Origin of the sequence: Shewanella sp. S1-49-MNA-CIBAN-0167, assembly GCF_040310145.1 — a bacterium.
Classification (GTDB): domain Bacteria; phylum Pseudomonadota; class Gammaproteobacteria; order Enterobacterales; family Shewanellaceae; genus Shewanella; species Shewanella psychromarinicola.
Window position 1 is genome coordinate 51,501 of sequence record NZ_JBEOPO010000028.1, and the last position, 19,119, is coordinate 70,619.

Annotated in this window: 14 protein-coding genes; 13 read left to right on the forward strand and 1 reads right to left on the reverse strand. The window is 40.3% G+C overall.

Going from position 1 to position 19,119, the window contains the following annotated elements:
* Nucleotides 1–2: 2 nt before the first annotated feature.
* From AAEZ00_RS13870 to AAEZ00_RS13910, 9 genes are all read left to right on the forward strand, one after another.
* Nucleotides 3–1,403 (forward strand): undecaprenyl-phosphate glucose phosphotransferase, encoded by a 1,401-nt coding sequence (locus tag AAEZ00_RS13870; protein WP_351078410.1) that lies wholly within the window; start codon nucleotides 3–5, stop codon nucleotides 1,401–1,403.
* Between the two features lie 311 nt (nucleotides 1,404–1,714).
* The gene (locus tag AAEZ00_RS13875; protein WP_351078413.1) at nucleotides 1,715–2,920 is read left to right on the forward strand and encodes an outer membrane beta-barrel protein; all 1,206 of its coding nucleotides are present in this window, start codon (nucleotides 1,715–1,717) and stop codon (nucleotides 2,918–2,920) included.
* Nucleotides 2,921–2,927: 7 nt separating this feature from the next.
* Nucleotides 2,928–3,464 carry a polysaccharide biosynthesis/export family protein gene (locus tag AAEZ00_RS13880; RefSeq protein WP_351078416.1) on the forward strand — a complete coding sequence of 179 codons (537 nt, stop codon included), beginning with the start codon at nucleotides 2,928–2,930 and terminating at the stop codon, nucleotides 3,462–3,464.
* Nucleotides 3,464–5,731, forward strand: coding sequence for a GumC family protein (locus AAEZ00_RS13885; RefSeq protein WP_351078419.1), 2,268 nt, complete (start codon nucleotides 3,464–3,466; stop codon nucleotides 5,729–5,731). The genes AAEZ00_RS13880 and AAEZ00_RS13885 overlap by 1 nt, the downstream gene beginning before the upstream one ends.
* Complete coding sequence (locus AAEZ00_RS13890) at nucleotides 5,728–6,462, forward strand: tyrosine-protein phosphatase (protein WP_101032186.1); 735 nt, start codon at nucleotides 5,728–5,730, stop codon at nucleotides 6,460–6,462. The genes AAEZ00_RS13885 and AAEZ00_RS13890 overlap by 4 nt, the downstream gene beginning before the upstream one ends.
* 3 nt (nucleotides 6,463–6,465) lie before the next feature.
* A complete protein-coding gene (locus AAEZ00_RS13895; RefSeq protein WP_351078422.1) occupies nucleotides 6,466–7,185 on the forward strand; it encodes a hypothetical protein in 720 nt (239 codons plus the stop codon).
* The gene (locus tag AAEZ00_RS13900; RefSeq protein WP_351078425.1) at nucleotides 7,166–8,539 is read left to right on the forward strand and encodes an O-antigen ligase family protein; all 1,374 of its coding nucleotides are present in this window, start codon (nucleotides 7,166–7,168) and stop codon (nucleotides 8,537–8,539) included. Before AAEZ00_RS13895 ends, AAEZ00_RS13900 begins: the two co-directional genes overlap by 20 nt.
* A gap of 57 nt (nucleotides 8,540–8,596) precedes the next feature.
* Entirely contained in the window at nucleotides 8,597–9,487 is an 891-nt protein-coding gene (galU, locus tag AAEZ00_RS13905; RefSeq protein WP_101032183.1) for a UTP--glucose-1-phosphate uridylyltransferase GalU, read from the forward strand.
* 148 nt (nucleotides 9,488–9,635) lie between these two features.
* Nucleotides 9,636–10,712, forward strand: a complete 1,077-nt coding sequence (locus AAEZ00_RS13910; RefSeq protein ID WP_124011813.1) for an acyltransferase family protein — start codon at nucleotides 9,636–9,638, stop codon at nucleotides 10,710–10,712.
* A gap of 221 nt (nucleotides 10,713–10,933) precedes the next feature.
* On the opposite strand, the gene mnmC1 is transcribed toward AAEZ00_RS13910, so the two are convergent.
* Entirely contained in the window at nucleotides 10,934–13,024 is a 2,091-nt protein-coding gene (gene mnmC1, locus AAEZ00_RS13915; protein WP_351078428.1) for an FAD-dependent 5-carboxymethylaminomethyl-2-thiouridine(34) oxidoreductase MnmC1, read from the reverse strand.
* 132 nt (nucleotides 13,025–13,156) lie between these two features.
* Here mnmC1 and fabB point away from each other — a divergent pair, with 132 nt between their 5' ends.
* The 4 genes from fabB to AAEZ00_RS13935 form a co-directional block, all read left to right on the forward strand.
* The gene (gene fabB, locus AAEZ00_RS13920; protein ID WP_164839498.1) at nucleotides 13,157–14,371 is read left to right on the forward strand and encodes a beta-ketoacyl-ACP synthase I; all 1,215 of its coding nucleotides are present in this window, start codon (nucleotides 13,157–13,159) and stop codon (nucleotides 14,369–14,371) included.
* A gap of 513 nt (nucleotides 14,372–14,884) precedes the next feature.
* Entirely contained in the window at nucleotides 14,885–16,021 is a 1,137-nt protein-coding gene (locus AAEZ00_RS13925) for a 4-phosphoerythronate dehydrogenase (protein ID WP_124011812.1), read from the forward strand.
* Between the two features lie 178 nt (nucleotides 16,022–16,199).
* Nucleotides 16,200–17,216, forward strand: coding sequence for an aspartate-semialdehyde dehydrogenase (locus AAEZ00_RS13930; protein ID WP_124011811.1), 1,017 nt, complete (start codon nucleotides 16,200–16,202; stop codon nucleotides 17,214–17,216).
* Nucleotides 17,217–17,506: 290 nt separating this feature from the next.
* On the forward strand, nucleotides 17,507–19,119 hold a 1,613-nt coding region (locus tag AAEZ00_RS13935), incomplete at its 3' end, for a FimV/HubP family polar landmark protein (protein ID WP_351088804.1).

Sequence of the window (19,119 nt, forward strand, 5' to 3'; positions counted from 1 at the left end):
AAATGGATCGGTCTTCAAAATTTCAGTTCGTCGGTGCCCGTTATAATTTTTTGTTACGGATCATCGATATTTGCATTATTTATTGTGCATTATTAATTATTATGCACGGTTATAACATTACCTTTAATAAAGATTATTTGTTGGTGTTAAGTGGTGTACTGTTTTTTTATAGTTATATAGGGGAGTCACTTGGGCTATATAGATCTTGGCGCTTGGGTCGTTTTTCAACCATGTGTTGGTTGATTTTTTTTAATGTTACCATCGCATTCTTATTAATGACCTTAGTGTTATTTTTATTTAAATACAGTGAAGTTTATTCTCGCTTCACCATGGCCGCTTGGTATCTGTTGTCGGTATTTGCATTAGTCAGTTGGCGTTATTGTGTTCGTGAGGTTAAGCGTGTCCGTCGTTTAAAAGGTTATAGTGTCCAGAAAATCGCCATTGTGGGATTAACTGAAACCGGTAAAAATTTATATGACGAAATCATCAAACATGATGAATTAGGTTTTGAATGTGTTGGTTTCTTCGATGATCGAGAACCAAGCAGAATTGAAAATTTAGATGCATCTTTACTTACCGGTTCTATAAACGATGCTGTCGAACTTGCTCGCACTGGGGAAATACAAAAGTTATATGTTTGCTTGCCTATGTTAGCCGAAAAGCGCATTGCGGGGATTATTCTTACCTTAGGAGACAGCACTGTAGATGTACTGATTACGCCCGATTTCTTATTGAAAAATCTAATGCATGCTCATATTGGCAGTGTAGGTGAGGTCGATACTATTAGTGTATTTGAGTCACCTGTTCATGGTATGAAACGTTTTTATAAACGTAGTTTTGATCTTGTATTCAGTATATGCGCCATCATTGTTATATCACCGGTGTTAATTGCCGTCGCAATTGCAGTATATATGTCCTCTCCTGGAACGATTCTATTTAAGCAAGATCGATATGGTTTAGATGGTCGAAAAATTAAAGTGTGGAAGTTTCGATCGATGACAGTGACTGAAAATGATGAAACAGTGACTCAAGCACGTAAAGGCGATGTACGCATTACCCGTGTTGGTGCATTTATTCGTAAAACGTCTTTAGATGAATTACCTCAGTTCTTTAATGTATTAAGAGGCGAAATGTCGGTAGTGGGTCCTAGGCCACATGCTGTTTCACACAATGAAGAATATCGTAAGTTAGTGAGTTACTACATGTTACGTCATAAGGTATTGCCTGGGATTACCGGTTGGGCGCAAGTTAATGGCTGGCGAGGTGAAACCGATACTTTAGAAAAGATGGAGAAACGAGTTGAATTTGATCTTGCCTATATCCGTAATTGGTCATTGTGGTGGGATGTAAGAATTGTCTTTTTGACCTTCTTTACGGGCTTTGTTGGTAAAAATGTTTATTAATGACTCTATAAGTCTACTATTTTCGTCATTCCGCTAACTCTTTAAAGCTGTAATTTGTTGCTTGTATAAGACGTTAAATTAAACGCTGGATCTCCGATACAAGCATACGGAGATGACTACATCATATGCTATTGCATAATGCATCTGAGCCAGCATCTAAGTTCTTAGATTGTATCTTTCGATTATCCATTAGAAGAGCGCCGAAAGATTAACAATTTAGTTAGAAGTTTAAAACTGAAATCGACAGGCTAGATGAGAGCCTTTTCATTTTCCCCTGTTAATCATCTATTTATTTTATAAGGATATAAGTTATGAAAATACCATTTAAATTAAGTTGCATTGCCACGGTTGTTACTTCAATAGTACTTGTTAACCCAGCTGTTGCCGTAGATGAAAACGCTGGCATGATTCAAACTGAATCGGGAATTGATTTTATCCCAGGATTAAATAGCGGCCTGAAATATGATGATAATATCAGTAGTGCTACAACTGATACTCAAGACAGCTGGATTTTAACGGTTACGCCAGCAGTGCAAGCCCAGCTATTGGATGGTAACAATATCCATACCTTAGAGGCTGGGATTGAATATGCTGATTATTTCGATAGTAGTGATGACAATTATTTAGATGTGTTACTTCGGGCGCGTTCTGAGGTTGAGCTAAACCAATCAAATCGTTTTAATCTTGAAGCAATGTACATTGCTGGTCATGAAGACCGTGGTACAGGTATTTTTGAGGGTAATAGCGGTAACAGCCAAGATGAACCTAATACTTATGATGTGCTCAGTGCGGGTGGCTATTATGAATATGGAGCAAAGACGACTCCAGCAAGGGTAAGAGTTAATGCTAAATACTTTAGCAAGGAATACAGTAATTTTGAAACAGTTACCCAATATCGTAATTATGAAAACACTACTTTAGGGACTACACTTTATTATGATACCCATTCAGCAACCAGTATTTTTATTGATTTGCAAAGTGTTGACACTACCTACGATTTGATTGATCCAACAGGCGACCGTGACAGTAAAACGAATACAGTAAGACTGGGAGTCGAGTGGGAGGCTACCGCTGCGACAGAGGGCAGTATAAAAGTAGGTTATCAGCAAAAAAGTTTTGATAATGAAAACCGGGAAGATTTTAGCGGCTTATCTTGGGATGCTAAAGTTACCTGGAAACCTCTTACTTATTCGGCATTTGACTTCACTACGGGACGCGAAAGTCGCGATCCAAATGGTTTAGGAGATTATGTAAGGGTAACCAGCTATGGCGTGAAGTGGAATCATGAATGGAGTGAGTTATTCAGATCGAAAATTGGCTTTAGCCATGTCAACGATAATTACACTGGTATTGAACGCGAAGACAAAAGTAAAGTTTACCAATTTGCCGTTAATTATAGTGTTAGTCGTTGGTTAACTTTAGAAACTGGTGTCAATATTGCTCAAGTTGATTCTACTGATCGACAATATACGTTTGATCGCAACGTCTATTTCATTAATGCAGAAATGACCCTATAGGATTCCCATGAAGTATGTAGCTCATCTATGTCTCTGTGTTATGACATTGTTTCTGCTGATAAAACCTATGTTGGCCAGTGCTGAAACCCAAAATTACCGTTTAGGAGCAGGGGATACCATTGTGATTAAAGTTTATGGTGAAGACGCCTTAACCCTAGAAACCAAAATAACCAATAGTGGCACCATTAATTACCCTTTTTTGGGCGCTTTGAAATTAAATGGCTTCACGATTAAACAGGTTGAGCAGTTGGTGTACAAGGGGTTAAAAGGCGATTATTTTGTTGAGCCAAGTGTGTTTGTCGGCATGGTCGAATACCGACCATTTTATATCCATGGTGAAGTTAAACAGCCTGGTGGTTACCCTTATCAACCTGGGATGACGGTTAACCAAGCAATTGCCTTAGCAGGTGGTTTAACCGAAAGAGCCTCGGAAGATAAAATTGCCATATCCCGTGAGGGAAGCAAAGTCGAGTCTGAACGCGGCAATATTAATAGTCCGATTCTAGCCGGCGACACCATTACTATTGAACAGAGATTTTTTTAATGATCTTCCAAGAAAGACGCCAAAGTGCTTCCCCTGGCAATGTAATTAGCCCTGCGGCAATGCAAATTGATCAACTTATCGATGTTAAAAAACTGCTTCTACCTATATTGCTTTTTAAGTGGCGCATTTTTACATTTGCGTTACTAGTGACTGCATTAACCGTGTTTGTGGTGTATAGCATGACGCCGATTTACAAGGCTTCATCGATGTTACTGATTGAATCTGAGCAAGCTAAAGCGATTAAAATCGATGAAGTGTATGGTATTAATTCTGGTCAGCAAGAATATTATTTAACTCAGTTTGAGATTATTAAATCGCGCAGTATTGCCGAGCGGGTATTTAACCATCTGGATTTAATAAACCACCCGGTTTTTAACCAGCCGCCAAGTTGGTTTGCTGAGCTTAAGTCACAGCTTATATCAAAGTTAAATTTTATCCCTCAAGAATTCGCTATAGTTGATAGGCAAATTAACCAAGATATTGCCAAACATTTATTAATTAATACCTTCGCCCAAAATATTAGTATTTCCCCGGTGCGTAAAACGCAAATAGTAAAAATTAGTTATGAAAACTCAGATCCGCAGCTTGCCGCACAGGTAGCAAATGCTGTGGGTGATACTTACATTATAAGCCAGTTAGAAGCCAAAATGGGCATGACCCAAAAGGCCAATGTGTGGTTAGGTGGCCGTTTAGAAGATTTACGCCTAAATCTGGATAAGTCTGAATATAAATTAGAGCTATTTAAGGTTGAAAATGGCCTAATTGACGTAGAAGGGGTTACGGCATTAGATGCTAAAGAGCTAGAGCGTTTAAGTGATGAAATTACTGTAGCGAGATCGCGTAAAGCCGAAGCTGACAGCTTTATGGCAGTAGTGAGACGTTATGGTGCCACTGACATTAGCCGTCTAGAAAGCTTACCTGAGGTGACGTCGCATCAGTCGGTACAAAACGTAAAGCGCGAGGTGGTGTTAGTTGAGCGAAAAGTGTCTGAACTACAGCAAGTTTATGGCCCTAAACACCCCAAAATGATTGCCGCACAGGCTGAATTAACTGCGGTGCAACAAAACCTACTTAAGCAAGTAAGCCGTTTAGTACAAGGGATTGAAGACGAAGCCCAAACCGCGGTGCAAAACTTGAGAGCATTAGAAGCACAATTTAGCCAAGCCAAAGGCGCTTATCAAAACTTAAGTACCAAAGACACTGATTACCAGCGCTTACTACGTGAAGTCGATACCAATAGACAGTTATTTGACAGCTTTTTAGCTCGCCAAAAAGAAACCGAAGTGACCAGCGACTTTGACTCACCGGTAGCACGTTTTACTGATCGCGCGGTTGTGCCGTTAATACCTGAAAAACCAAAAAAGAAAGTGATCATTATTTTGGCATTTATTGCCAGCTTGGGTTTCTCCATGGTGTTGGTGTTGTTGCTGGATACATTAAACGACACCATAAAAACCAGTGATGATGTTGAAAAGTTATTATCGCAACGGGCATTAGGTTATGTGCCTAAAGCCAAAAGAGGCACCAGTTATGACGATATTAACTTTGCTTTTTACAATCCTAAGTTACGCTTGCATGCAGAAGCCGTGAGGACCATCAGAACTTCGATGTCGCTTATGGCTATGGGCAGTGAATTGTCGACCATAGAAGTGACATCCTCGACTCCTAATGAGGGGAAAACTTCTACGTCAATGAATATAGCATTTGCCTACGCAACCATGGAAAAAGTGTTAATTATTGATGCCGACTTGCGTAAAGCTAGCTTAGGAATGCGCTTTGGTTTAGCCACTTATCAGCCAGGGCTTGCCAATGTGTTATCGGGTACCGATAGTATACATAACTGTATCGTCAAAGAGGTCAAACCCAACGTAGATGTAATGCCCGCAGGCGCGGTGCCGTTAAATCCTCAAGAGTTATTAACCTCTAGTCAGTTTGCTGAATTGTTGACTGTGTTAAAGACACAATACGGTAAAATTATTATTGATACACCGCCGGTTCATGCGGTGAGCGATGCGCTGATTATTACCTCATTATGCGATGCGACGGTCTTAGTGGTTAAAACCGGTCATACTCGCAGTGAAATCATTAAGTTAACCTTAGCAAAGTTAAATCAAGCCCGGAGCAAAGTGTTTGGCGTGGTATTAAATTATTTTGATACCAAAAATGCCCAACGGTATCAGGGTGATTATGGTTACTACCAAGCCTATGGTGCAGACTCTTCAATTAAACAGCCTGCTGCCAACCATAAGGAAAACACTAAGGCATGATTGATATGCATTGCCATATATTACCCAATATTGATGATGGGGCTAAATCAATTGATGAAGCCATTGGTTTAGTTACGCTAGCAGTGGAGCAAGGGATCTCGCGTATGGTGGCGACCCCTCATATTCATTTAGGTATTTATGATAATAATCTACAATCAATTAACGCAGCCTATGGTGTATTGTGTGATGCGTTGGCGTTAACAAATTTAGAAATACAAGTTCGCGCCGCCGCAGAAGTAAGAATTTCGCCAGAAATCATGCTGTTTATTGAGCAACAGCAATTGCCTTTTTTAGGCCGTTATCAGCAAAAAGATGTGTTGCTGCTAGAACTGCCTAGCAGCCATATTCCACCGGGTACAGACAAGCTGATTAGTTGGCTATTAGCAAAAAATGTATTACCCATGATTGCTCACCCAGAGCGTAACCGCGAGTTACAAACCCATCCTGAGCGGATCACTCCTTTTGTGCAAGCTGGTTGCTTATTTCAATTAACCGCAGCATCGTTATTGGGGGATATGGGACCAGCCCCACAGCAATTGAGCGAATATTTTATGCAGAAACGAATATATTCTATCGTTGCGTCCGATTGTCATTCATTAAAACGTCGGCCTCCTAAGCTGGCGTTAGCCCATGATGTAATAAGTGCGTTAGTTGATGAAGATTATGCTTATTCAATGACGACATTGATACCACACAGTATTTCCTGCTCGTTATTTAATGCGCCGAGATAATTGATGAATAAAATAACCTTGTCTACAAGACGCATAATATACTCACTTATTATTGTTGCGTTACTAGGGTTATTACCTATATTGCTACAAAAAGGATTCGCTAACGCATATCACTTTAAGTCTCGGTATTATATTGACCAATGGCAACAAAGCAGCAAACCAACATTAATACAATATACTAATGCCTTATTGGCAGCAAATTACGCATTTAGTCTTGACAGCAAAAACCCGCATTATCTACTAACCTTAGCCAAGGTCATGGAGTGGGGTATATTTTCGAAGCTAGCGCAATCGAATAATTCGGTATTTAATCAATTGTATTTAGATGCGATTGTGCAGCGACCCAATTGGCCAAATGCATATAGCGACTATGCTTACAATTTGGCTTTTATACAGGATGATATTGTTCAAGCTTGGCCGTATTTAGAACAAGCCTTACATTATGGGCCTTATACTCCAGAAGTCATGCATCAAGTGTTGGCAATCGGCTTTGCATATTGGCCTAACTTAACAGTGATCCAAAAAAAGTTAGTGTTTACTACCGCTAAAAATGCCGCAAGTGCAAATTGGTTAATGCGTAATGATTTAAAAAAATTGACTAGGCAATATCAATTAACCCCATTAATCTGTACCTATTTTAAATATTCAATTCCTGCTTTTAGCGCCAATGATGAACAATGGATTAAACAGGATATGTGTCTTAATGAATATTCAGAAAAATAAAGTAACAGCGTCTTTTGGGCCATTTCAGCGTGTGATGTTGTTAGGGTTATGCGGATTAATTATATGGATGCCGATCCCGCTAGGCAGCAATCGAATTTGGTCATTAGCAATATTAGAGTTTGGTATTGTGTTATTCGCAATCGCTCATATAGTTTATTGCTTTATACATAATGACTTATTGCTACGCTATCGTTGGCAAAAACATCTTTTAATTCCAACAGGATTAATGTTGGCGTATTTGTGTTTGCAACTGCTTAATTGGATACCTGCTATTGATACGGTAGATGCCTATCAAACCACCCAGCAACTACTAAAAACCTTTTGCTTTACCCTATTCATTTTATTACTAAGTCAGTATTGTCAGCAGGCACAGGCGTTGCGTTGGTTACTCATTGCGATTATTGTTTCTGGTTGTATACAGGCTTTTTATGGCACCTTACTGAATTTATTGCAGTTAGATGTATCACCAATTTTTGGCTATCATGACGGTGACAGGGCCAAGGGATCGTTTGTATACCAAAACCATTTTGCTAATTATTTAGCGTTATGCCTTTCTATTGCGTTTGGTTGGCTGTTATCAGAGCTAAAAACCAGCAAGACAGAGTTCGATTTGCGCGGAATGTTAATAGATTTACTATCAACACTATTTAGTCGGAAACTTATTTTACGCTTGGCGATCGTGATCATGGTGATTGGCTTAATCTTAAGCCGTTCGCGTATGGGCAACGCCGGATTTTTTACCGCTTTGGCTGTGGTGTCGTTGTTGTCTTTGTTTATTTACCGTCGTCCGCCAACGTTATTTAAACCTTTAGTTGTTAGTCTTTTTATTTTAGATTTATTGATTGTAGGCTCAATTTTTGGTGTCGATAAGGTAAAACAACGTTTAAACGAAACCTCGTTTAGTGCCGAAACCCGAGATGAAGTGGTAATTGATAGTCTACCGATTATTAAACAGCACTTATTTACCGGTACGGGTGGCGGCAGTTTCTATACCGTATTCCCCCAACAGCAACCGCAGTTTTATTCTGGTTTTTATGACCACGCTCATAATGAATATGTTCAGTTTGTGATTGAGTACGGGGTTGTAATGACAGCCATTTTAGGTTTTTGGATCTTGTATTCGTTTTGGTTAGCATGCCGGACCATGTACCTTCGTAACAACAAACTGTATAAGGGGGTAGCCTTTGGATGTGCTATGGCCATTGTGCATATGCTACTGCATATTTCTGTCGATTTTAGCCTGCAATCTCCCTCGAATACCTTATTGTTTTTAACCATCCTAACCTTATGCTGGTTGGTGCGTTATTTGCCTTCTTACAAGATACGTTCTCATCCGACGCCGGATCCATTTTAGTTTTACTATTTAAATGTTAACCATTTTAGTCTTAGTGTTAGCTAAATAAGGATATTTATGAAAGTTGTTATTCCTGTTGCCGGTTTAGGTACGCGTATGCTGCCAGCCACCAAAGCCATCCCAAAAGAAATGCTACCTTTAGTGGATAAACCATTGATTCAATATATCGTTGATGAATGTGTTAGCGCCGGTATTAAAGAAATCGTACTGGTGACTCATGCCAGTAAAAATGCTATCGAAAACCACTTTGATAAATCTTATGAACTTGAATCAACGTTAGAAAAACGCGTTAAGCGTCAGTTGTTGCATGAAGTACAAGCTATTTGTCCTAAAAATGTCACTATTATGCATGTACGCCAAGGCGAAGCTAAAGGTCTTGGGCATGCCATTTTATGTGCTAAGCCGTGTATTGGTGATAATCCATTCGCCGTTGTGTTACCTGACGTAATTTTAGATTCGTACTCAGCAGATCAACGCACTGAAAATTTAGCGTCGATGCTAATTCGTTATCGCGAATCTCTTGCTAGTCAAATTATGGTCGCACCTGTTCCTGATGATCAAGTCCATAAGTATGGAATTGCCGATTGCGGAGGCGAAACTATTAACCCTGGTGACTCGACTAAAATATTCAACATGGTAGAAAAGCCTGAGTTAGGCACCGCGCCGTCTAATTTGGCCGTTGTTGGCCGTTATGTGTTGTCGGAAAAGATTTGGGCCTTACTCGCGAAAACACTTCCTGGTGCGGGTGATGAAATCCAGCTAACCGATGCCATTGATATGCTGATTGAGTCTGATACCGTTGAAGCTTTTAATATGACAGGTAAATCACATGACTGTGGCGACAAACTGGGTTATATGAAAGCTTTTGTTGAATATGGTTTGCGTGATCCTAAATTGGGCAGCGATTTTAAGAAAGAACTTGCTGATTTATTAGAAGAGTATCGATAAAACTAGGCTCGGTCCGGATAGTGTCAGCTCAGTCTTCATGTTTTGTCATCATCCTCATAGGTTTCTACCTGGGGCTTTCGCTTGTTTTCACTCTTTTTATTTTCTATAAGTAAAATTATTTTATTAAATCGTTTTCAGTGAGTGTAATATGAATGGAAATCTTCATCGGCTACATGGGCTTGACTTTTGTAGAGCGGTATTGATGGTACTGGGGCTTTTTTATCATGTAGGACTTATTTATGGCATTGATCAGGATTGGAGGGTTCTCTCTAATGAAACATCTTGGTTTATTAAATATATCTCAGATTTTATTCAAATTTTTAGAATGGAGGCTTTTTATCTAATATCTGGGTTCTTTTATATGTTAATTTTTAGTAAAGGCAGGGATGGTTTCGCCAAAGATAGAGTTTTAAGAGCGCTGTTGCCGCTGTTGTTTTGTGGGTTGTTATTAAACCCTATCATGAATTATTACAGCTATAATAAGTCATACGATTGGGATAGCATTGATTACTTGTTAAAGGGCCAATGGTTAGGCCATCTTTGGTTCTTAGGTAATTTAATCGTTTACTTTATTATTTCGCTTCCTTTATGTAAATTCATTCTTTCTAGTAAAGAAATGTCCCCAGTTTTTTTACTGTTTATGATTTACTTGGGTATTCCTTCTGTTGCTATTACTGGTTTGGCTGTGGCTAAGTTAACATTTGATGGAACGGTTTTGTTTATTACATTTCATAATCTTTTCTATTATTACAGTTATTTTGTTATTGGGTGTTTTTGTTTTATCAACAAGGCGTTGTTTTCATCTTTTTTATGTGTTAAATATTTTTTATTATCTTTTTTGATATTTACTGCTTTCTTTTTGATATCGTATTTCAATATATTCGCTGGGGAGGTTATTAATAAAGTCTTAGATCGCCTGTCTTCTGGAAGTCTAATGTTGTCTATTCTGTCAATATTATATGTTGTTGGTTCTAGGCGTTCCAAAGTTATAAGGAACTTTTCTGATTCAAGTTATACCGTCTACATACTTCATCAACCTCTAATTATTTTGTTATATGTTTTTGTTTTTGAACGGTTAGCTTTTGAACCCATTCAGGAGTACATACTAATGATAATCGGTGTTTTCTTTATCTCTTATCTGTTTCATAACATTTTTGTGAAAAACAGTCAGATCCTGAAACTTTTATTTAATGGTGTTTTGTACTCAAAACGTAAATCAAATTAATAAGTATAGCCTGCCGCAAGACTCATCTGCTTCATTGTTACTTAACTGTCAAATATGTTTACTTTCGGCTGAAAAGCATTATCGCAATGGCGAATTTGGTTGCTTTTACCCTAACATAAGCGTTAGCTTATTCTATTTTGTTTACCGTTCAATCTTCCGCTTATTGCCATCATCCTCAAATGCTTGTATTAGGGAGCCATTCTTAGTTTTGACTTTCTCCTTTACATCAACGCTTTGCCTTTAAGCAGCTTACGCAGCCACATTCTATTTGGACTAAGTCGTGCCTGCAAATCTGAACTTAAGGGAGACAGTTCTCCACATAAGTTTGCAGCGAGGCACTCGGCAACAAGTGGGCCTGAGCTTAGGCCGCGAGAGCCTAGTCCGCCGAGTACATATAAGCCATCATAAATCGGTGCAGGTGTAGTTTGCCAGTATCGTTGCCATTGACTGGGTTTATCTTTGGATAGCTTCTGGACGGCATACCGCGCAAACAATTCTTCAACATCAGGTGCACATCCCATCACGGGAAAGTGGTCGCGACTGACCATCCTTACGCCGATCCTGGCATCATTGTTTGAAACATTAATATCGTGAGGCCAGTTCGAATTAGGAAAGCTCTGTTGCATTTTAAGGCTGTTTTCATGCTGCTCTAATGGGCAAAAATCAAGATGCTGTGGGTTTTTTACATAACTCGCGCCGACGCAATGCAGTTGATTATGTTGTGGCGTCAAATAGCCATTAGCGCAGATTACAGTATTAAGCTGCGCCAGTTCACCTTGAGATGGGACATGACTCACTTGACCTCTAAAACCGGTAATCTGAAGGTTTTTTGTCTGTTTGTAGCGAGTCAGTTGCTCTCCTGAGGCGATGATTACCTGATCGTGTGTTGCGATGTGTTTGTTTTCGGCACTAAACAGTTGCCAGCCAGATGAGTGTGATTCAAGTGAGTGAATGTCGCTATTATAGAGAATGCGAACCTTGGTTAATGTTTGTGCTTTGGCAATGCTGGCTTGTGCTAATTCAAACGGGCAAGCCCAGCCACCTAATGGATAATAAAAACCAGATTTATTGATATCTACTTTAGCAAGCTGTGTAGCTTGGATTGGATTTACGGCAAAAGCAATCTCACTTGGCCACGCTTGACCATGAATAATTTTATCTAATCTTGTTTGGCTGCGTAGATCAAAACCCGTGTGTAATACGCCACACCAGTCATGTCCAATATAATATCCATCATCAATTAATGCTTGGATACGACGTCGACTGTATAGAAATGCTTGTTGAAAAAATTGACTTAGCGAGTCATTTTCGGGAGTCAGTAAAGGATAAATGGCACCTTGTTTGTTGCCTGACGCACCTTGCCCTAATGTGTCATCTTTACAATAAATTACTACATCTTTTCCGCGTTCAGCCAACGACAAGGCAAGACTTGCAGAAGCAATACCTCCACCTATAATAGCTATAGGGGTTTGGTCGTTAGAATCTAGAGATGGCATTGGGTTATAAGCAAACTGTTGGCGTATTTGTTGTCTTAGTGCGTTACGTTCCGCGATAGCGATGTCATCAGTTGATTGAGATGAAGTAGTATGTAAAAATCCACAAAGTGCTAATTGCTTTTTGATGGTAGGGGTGACATCGTCATCATTTGAGCTAGCGGCTAAAAATGTTGCATTATCAGCACTGATCCGGCCATATTGCCACAGCAAATGCTGACTGAAATAATGATCCGAATAGCTGACCTGGCTCGTATGGGGAAGGGCAAACCAATGTGCTATCCTTTGTTGATTCGGCGTAGCAATGGTTTTGGCTTGTGCTATAGGCGAACCTTGATATAGGTCAATAATGAATGTGTTTTGGAGTAGACTCAGTCGTTGGCAACCTTCGATGGCCGCTATTTCACAATTAAGTAACGCTTGAGCAAAATCGAATAAATGATGATCCGAATGAAGTAGTCCTTGCTGTTGCCACTGGAGTTCAAGTTGCTTTCGGTTTATTGGACAATGTTCAAACACACTGATATGAACTCGAGTTTGATGCTTTTTCAAAGGATTTTGCAGGTTAGTCGCTTGTAATGCTGCTAATAAGAGTATTATTTCATGGCCATCTCCAAAACCGAGTTGGCCTAGCGTTAATAAACGTGGTTGAGTATTCGTGGCGGCTCTATTACCGTCACCGCTTTGCAATACTGTGTCTATATACTGTTTAGCGAGTTGGGGATATCGGCTATTTTGATTGACTTTATCGCCCAATAAATCACAAATGTAAAAGTTGTGTAAATTTGGGGATACAGATAATAAAGATGTTTTATACAAAATATTTTACTCAGGGCCGATAACTTGGCATTATTTTACCTGTATTTATGGAAAGCTGACCACTTAATTACTTTAAAGCAGCTATGATTGCCGCAATTAAGTACCGACATGTACCAAATGGATAGCAAAAAAATGAAAAGAGTCGTGATCACCGGAATGGGTGTCGTTTCAAGTATCGGTAATAACAAGCAAGAAGTGACTGAGTCATTGAAAGCGGGTCGCAGCGGTATTACCCACTCGGCGCAGTTTGAAGAAATGCAATTACGCAGTAAAGTTTGGGGCGACATCAAAATGAACCCCGCTGATTATATTGATCGTAAAGCTCTTCGCTTTATGGGCGATGCTGCAGCATATGCTTACATTGCTATGCAGGAAGCAATTGCTGATGCTAATTTGACAGAAGAACAATATTCTAATTTTCGTGTCGGTTTGATTGCTGGTACGGGTGGTGCGTCATCAAAAAACCAAGTTCAGGCTGCTGATACATTGCGTGAAAAAGGCGTTAAGCGCGTGGGTCCTTATATTGTGCCACGCATTATGTCTAGCACCGCAAGCGCTTGTTTAGCAACACCATTTAAAATTAAAGGCATGAGTTATTCTATCAGTTCCGCGTGTGCCACTTCGGCCCATTGTATTGGCCATGCCGTTGAACTTATCCAGATGGGTAAGCAAGATATGGTGTTTGCTGGTGGTGCTGAAGAAGTTGATTGGACATTAACCATGGGCTTTGATGCTATGGGTGCATTATCGACTAAGTACAATGACACGCCTGAAAAAGCGTCACGTACCTATGATGCAGACCGTGATGGTTTTGTTATTTCTGGCGGCGGCGGGATTGTTGTTGTTGAAGAATTAGAGCATGCGCTAGCGCGTGGTGCTAAAATTTACGCAGAAATTGTGGGTTATGGCGCATCTTCAGATGGCTATGACATGGTTGCCCCATCTGGTGAAGGTGCAGTGCGTTGTATGCAGATGGCGTTAGCTGATGTGGATACACCAATTGATTACATCAACACTCATGGCACTTCTACACCAGTAGGTGACATGCGCGAACTTGAAGCATTACGTGAAGTGTTTGGCGATAATATGCCTCCAATCGCGTCAACTAAATCACTGACAGGTCATGCTTTAGGTGCGGCTGGTGTTCATGAAGCGATTTACAGCTTAATTATGATGGAAGACGGCTTTATTGCGCCAAGCATTAACATCGACAACCTTGATGAGAATGCTGCTGGCATGCCAGTGGTGCGTGAAATGCGCCAAGCGGAATTGAACACCATGATGAGTAACAGCTTTGGTTTTGGTGGCACTAACGCAACATTAGTGATGCGTAAATATAAAGCGTAAAACGTTATTTGTGGGCTAACTTGTGAATGATATGAAAGCCAGCATTGGAAACAGTGCTGGTTTTTTTGTTTTTGCCTTTTAAACTAAATGCCTAGATGCTAGTTCGCTTCGCGGCTAGAAGCTATACAAGCAAAGCTGAAGAGCGATGACAAGCGACGAAAAATAACAGGCTAACGCTGCGCTTAAAGGGCTAAATGCCTAGATGCTAGTTCGCTTCGCGGCGAGAGGCTATACAAGCAAAGCTGAAGAGCGATGATAAGCGATAATAAGCGGACGCTGTGCTTACGGAAAGGGCAGCGTAAAGACGCATCAGGTATTGGCTTCGCTTTTATAGCCGCGAAGCGAACTAGCAGGACGCAGTCCGCTCTAGTACCTAGGCTTACAAGCAAAATCAAAAGCTGGATCCCCAATAAAAAATCTTAGGAATGACGAGGTGGGGGCATTTGGTATAAGATACTTCCATAAAAAATCGTAATGTGATGTCGTTAAATTCGCAGTAAATAAGATAACAAAATGAAAATAATTGCCGATGAAAACATGCCTTATGTCGATGCCTTGTTTGGTGACTTAGGGGAAATTGAATACGTAAATGGCCGAACGTTAAGCGCTGTTCAAGTGCAGGATGCCGATGTGTTGCTGGTGCGTTCGGTGACCAAAGTGAATGCAGCGTTAATTGAACAAGCGCATAAGCTTAAATTTGTGGGTAGTGCGACGATTGGCACTGATCATGTAGATGTTGATTATCTTGTAGAGCGCAATATCTTTTTTACTAATGCGCCAGGATGTAATGCGAAGGCAGTAGGTGAGTATGCCTTTATTGCGATGCTGGAGTTGGCTCAGCGTCTCGGTGGGTCATTAGCAGGTAAAGTTGTGGGCATTGTGGGTGCAGGAAATACCGGCACTGCAGCCGCGAACTGTTTGCAAGCTTATGGTTTAAAAGTGTTGTTGTGCGACCCTATTAAGGCCGAACAAGGTGATACACGTGAATTTGTGTCACTAGACACTCTGATTGAACATGCAGATATTATTAGTTTGCATGTGCCTATTACCAAACAGGGTGAGCATAAAACCTGGTATTTATTTGATGACACTCGACTCAATCAGTTGAAACCCAATACATGGTTATTAAATTGCTGTCGAGGCGAGGTCATTGATAACCGAGCGTTGATCAAATTTAAACAACAACGTGACGATATCAAACTTGTGCTCGACGTATGGGAAGGCGAACCTAACCCTATGGCCGAATTAGTCGCCTTGGCAGAGTTTGCTACGCCGCATATTGCCGGTTATAGCCTTGAAGGCAAAGCTCGAGGCACCTTTATATTGTATCAAAAGTGGTGTGAATTACTCGGTTTACCGGTGGACAAATCCTTGGCGAGTTTGCTACCGACCTTTCAATTTAATCAAATTGTGAGTCAAGGTGATTTAACCGAAAGCCAATTGCTGAAATTATCACGTTTAGTCTATGACTTACGTGATGATGATGTAACCTTTAGAGGTTGTTTTGCAACGACGGCCGGATTTGATTTAATGCGTAAAAATCATACTTACCGTCGAGAATATAGCGCCATCTCGTTAACTCAATCTACGCAAACTTTATCTGATGATGGGATTAATCAATCGATGCTCAGCGCTTTAGGCTTTAATTAATGACCTAGGACCGATATGACCTATAGAGGAACATATTGAGGGCAAAAAACAGTATTTCTAGCCAGTTGAGAAATAATCACTTCAAAGTAGGCTTTTTAGCAGATTACCCCTAGTAAAGCATAAGCAAACTAAGGTAAATTGATCATTCAAACTGAATAATAGGAGTCGGGCGTTAATTATGTCTCAGGAATTTAATGTAGTCGTTTTAGGTGCATCGGGCGCAGTGGGTCAAACTATGATTGAGATCCTCGAGCAGCGTAATTTCCCGGTTGCTAAGTTGTTTCCATTAGCGAGCAGTCGCAGTGCTGGCGAAACGGTCAGTTTTCACGGTAAACAAGTTGAAATTCTTGATGTAGAAACGTTTGATTGGACGCAAGCACAAATAGGTTTCTTTTCTGCTGGTGGCGATGTGTCTGCAAAATGGGCGCCTATTGCGGGTGAAGCGGGTTGTGTCGTTATCGACAACACCTCACATTTTCGCAATGATGTTGATGTGCCGCTCGTGGTGCCTGAAGTTAACCCTGAAGCCATTGCGGATTTCCGCAATCGCAATATTATTGCCAATCCTAATTGTTCAACTATTCAGATGTTAGTTGCACTTAAGCCAATTTATGATGCTTTTGGTATTTCACGTATTAACGTGGCGACATATCAGTCTGTGTCAGGAACAGGTAAAAAAGCGATTGAAGAGTTAGCGGATCAATGTGCAAAATTACTCCAAGGTTTACCTTCAGAGCCGTCGGTTTATCCAAAGCAGATAGCATTTAATGTTTTACCACAAATTGATATGTTTATGGACAATGGCTACACCAAAGAAGAAATGAAAATGGTGTGGGAAACGCAAAAGATTTTTGGCGACGATGAAATTGTCGTTAACCCTACTGCGGTTCGTGTGCCTGTTTTTTATGGTCATTCAGAGGCTATACATATTGAAACGCGTCAACCTGTTGATGCTGAAGATGTTAAAGCCGTTTTACGTGATGCTCCAGGTATTGTGTTATTTGAAAATGATGATGAATATCCAACCGTTGTTACTGATGCAGCAGGTAATGATGCTGTTTATGTTGGTCGTGTTCGTAAAGATATTTCGCACTCTCACGGTATAAATTTATGGGTTACTGCCGATAACATTCGTAAAGGTGCAGCGTTAAACAGTGTGCAAATTGCCGAGATTTTGATTAGAGATTATTACTAATTACACTTTAATAATGAGTAATGTTTTTATCAACAACGCGATTTAGTTTAAAAAGCCTGCAATGAGCAGGCTTTTTTCGTTTAACTGACCCCAATAGTAGCAGGTCCGGTAAATCTAGTTTATAGTCGTAAACATATCATTTTTAACATCAATAGCATTGAAATCGCCTGCAAAATTGGCTCATCATGGATGTGATCAGATATAGTTAACGACCATAATACTAACGATAAAAATTGCCTCAAGCCTGTTGCCAAACCGGTAACTCAATAGCGCTAAAAGGGAAGGATTGGATGACTTTGCGTACTTCATATATTGTGGGTTTGATTGCCTGCACAGCCGTTGGCTTAACCAGTGTACAACTTATTGGATCTGCACAGGCAGAAACACTCAAAATTACTGGGCCCAATGGCGAGGTTAAACAACAAGCTAAACGGCAATATGGTCCGACGACATCAAGAGATACGTTTTGGAGTATTGCGCAAAAAGTCAGGCCTAGTAATAATGTCAGTGTTTATCAGGTGATGGCCGCGTTATTTGACGCTAATCCACACGCTTTTAGCGGTAATAATTACAATACATTAGAGCGAGGGATGATATTACTGGTCCCTTCTGCAGATGTGATAGCCGCCATTCCCAATGAGGTTGCTAAACGCCGTGCTGAGCAAGATGATCGCCGTGTTAGCAAACAAACTCAGCCTCGTACTGTTATTAATCAGCCCTCTGCAGCAAAATCGTTGCAAATAGCCAAACAAACACCAGCTGTAACGCTACAAACCAAAGCGATTACTGAGGCTAATGCCGTTGTGGTCAAGGATCTCAATAGCACGCTAGATAAAGCCAATGCAAAAACGTTAATGCTTACAGATGAGTTGGCGCGCTCACAAGATGAATTAATGATCAGCAACAATGACAATCAAGTGTTGAAAAACAAAATTGAACAAATGTCATTAAATATTGCTTCGCTTGAAGAAGATTTACAGCTATTACGCGATAAATATGAAGGTCTAACGCTAGAAAATAAAAAACTTGTAGACCAAACTGAAAATATTGAACCCGCAGTAGAAGAACCCGCTGACTTTTGGCGCAGCTTAATGGACAACACTATTTTGTTGATCCTTGCAGCATCGATACCTCTTATAGCGATATTTTGCATTATTTTTTGGCTTCTCAGTCGCCGTAATAAAAAAACTCAACAGGCTGAAATAAAAACTGAAACCCAGCCAGGAAAAGAGTCAACTACCGCAATAGCCAATGATGACTCTGACGATATGGTGATCCATTTAGATTCAAATGATGAAGAGTCAATTGATGATTTATTGGATTCAGACAGTGTTGATTTACAGCCAGAAATCCAAATGAGCGGTGATACCGAGATGGATATGGCATCTGATATGTTCATTAGCGAAAAAGAATTAGAAGATGAAGATGGGACTTCATTAGATGATTTATGGGCTGAGGCCATGGAGGATCAAGATTCTGATCTAGAACCTCTTGAAGATGACGATGATCTCAACAATCTATTGGTGGGTTTAGATACAGAAGGAGCGGCGAAAGATAAAACTGATGATCTAGATGCATCTGCAGAAGATGATATAGATTCATTATTAGCCGAGTTTGATATGCCGCCAGAGTCAGATGATGTTGCTGCTGCGGCTGTCAAAACCCCAGAGACATCAGCCGATTCAACTGAAAATTCTGCAGAAGATGATATAGATTCATTATTAGCCGAGTTTGATATGCCGCCAGAGTCAGATGATGTTGCCGCGGTTGTCAAAGCGCCAGAGACATCAGCCAGCTCAACTGAAGAGTCAACTGAAGATGATATCGATTCATTATTAGCCGAGTTTGATATGCCGCCAGAGTCAGATGATGTTGCCGCGGTTGTCAAAGCGCCAGAGACATC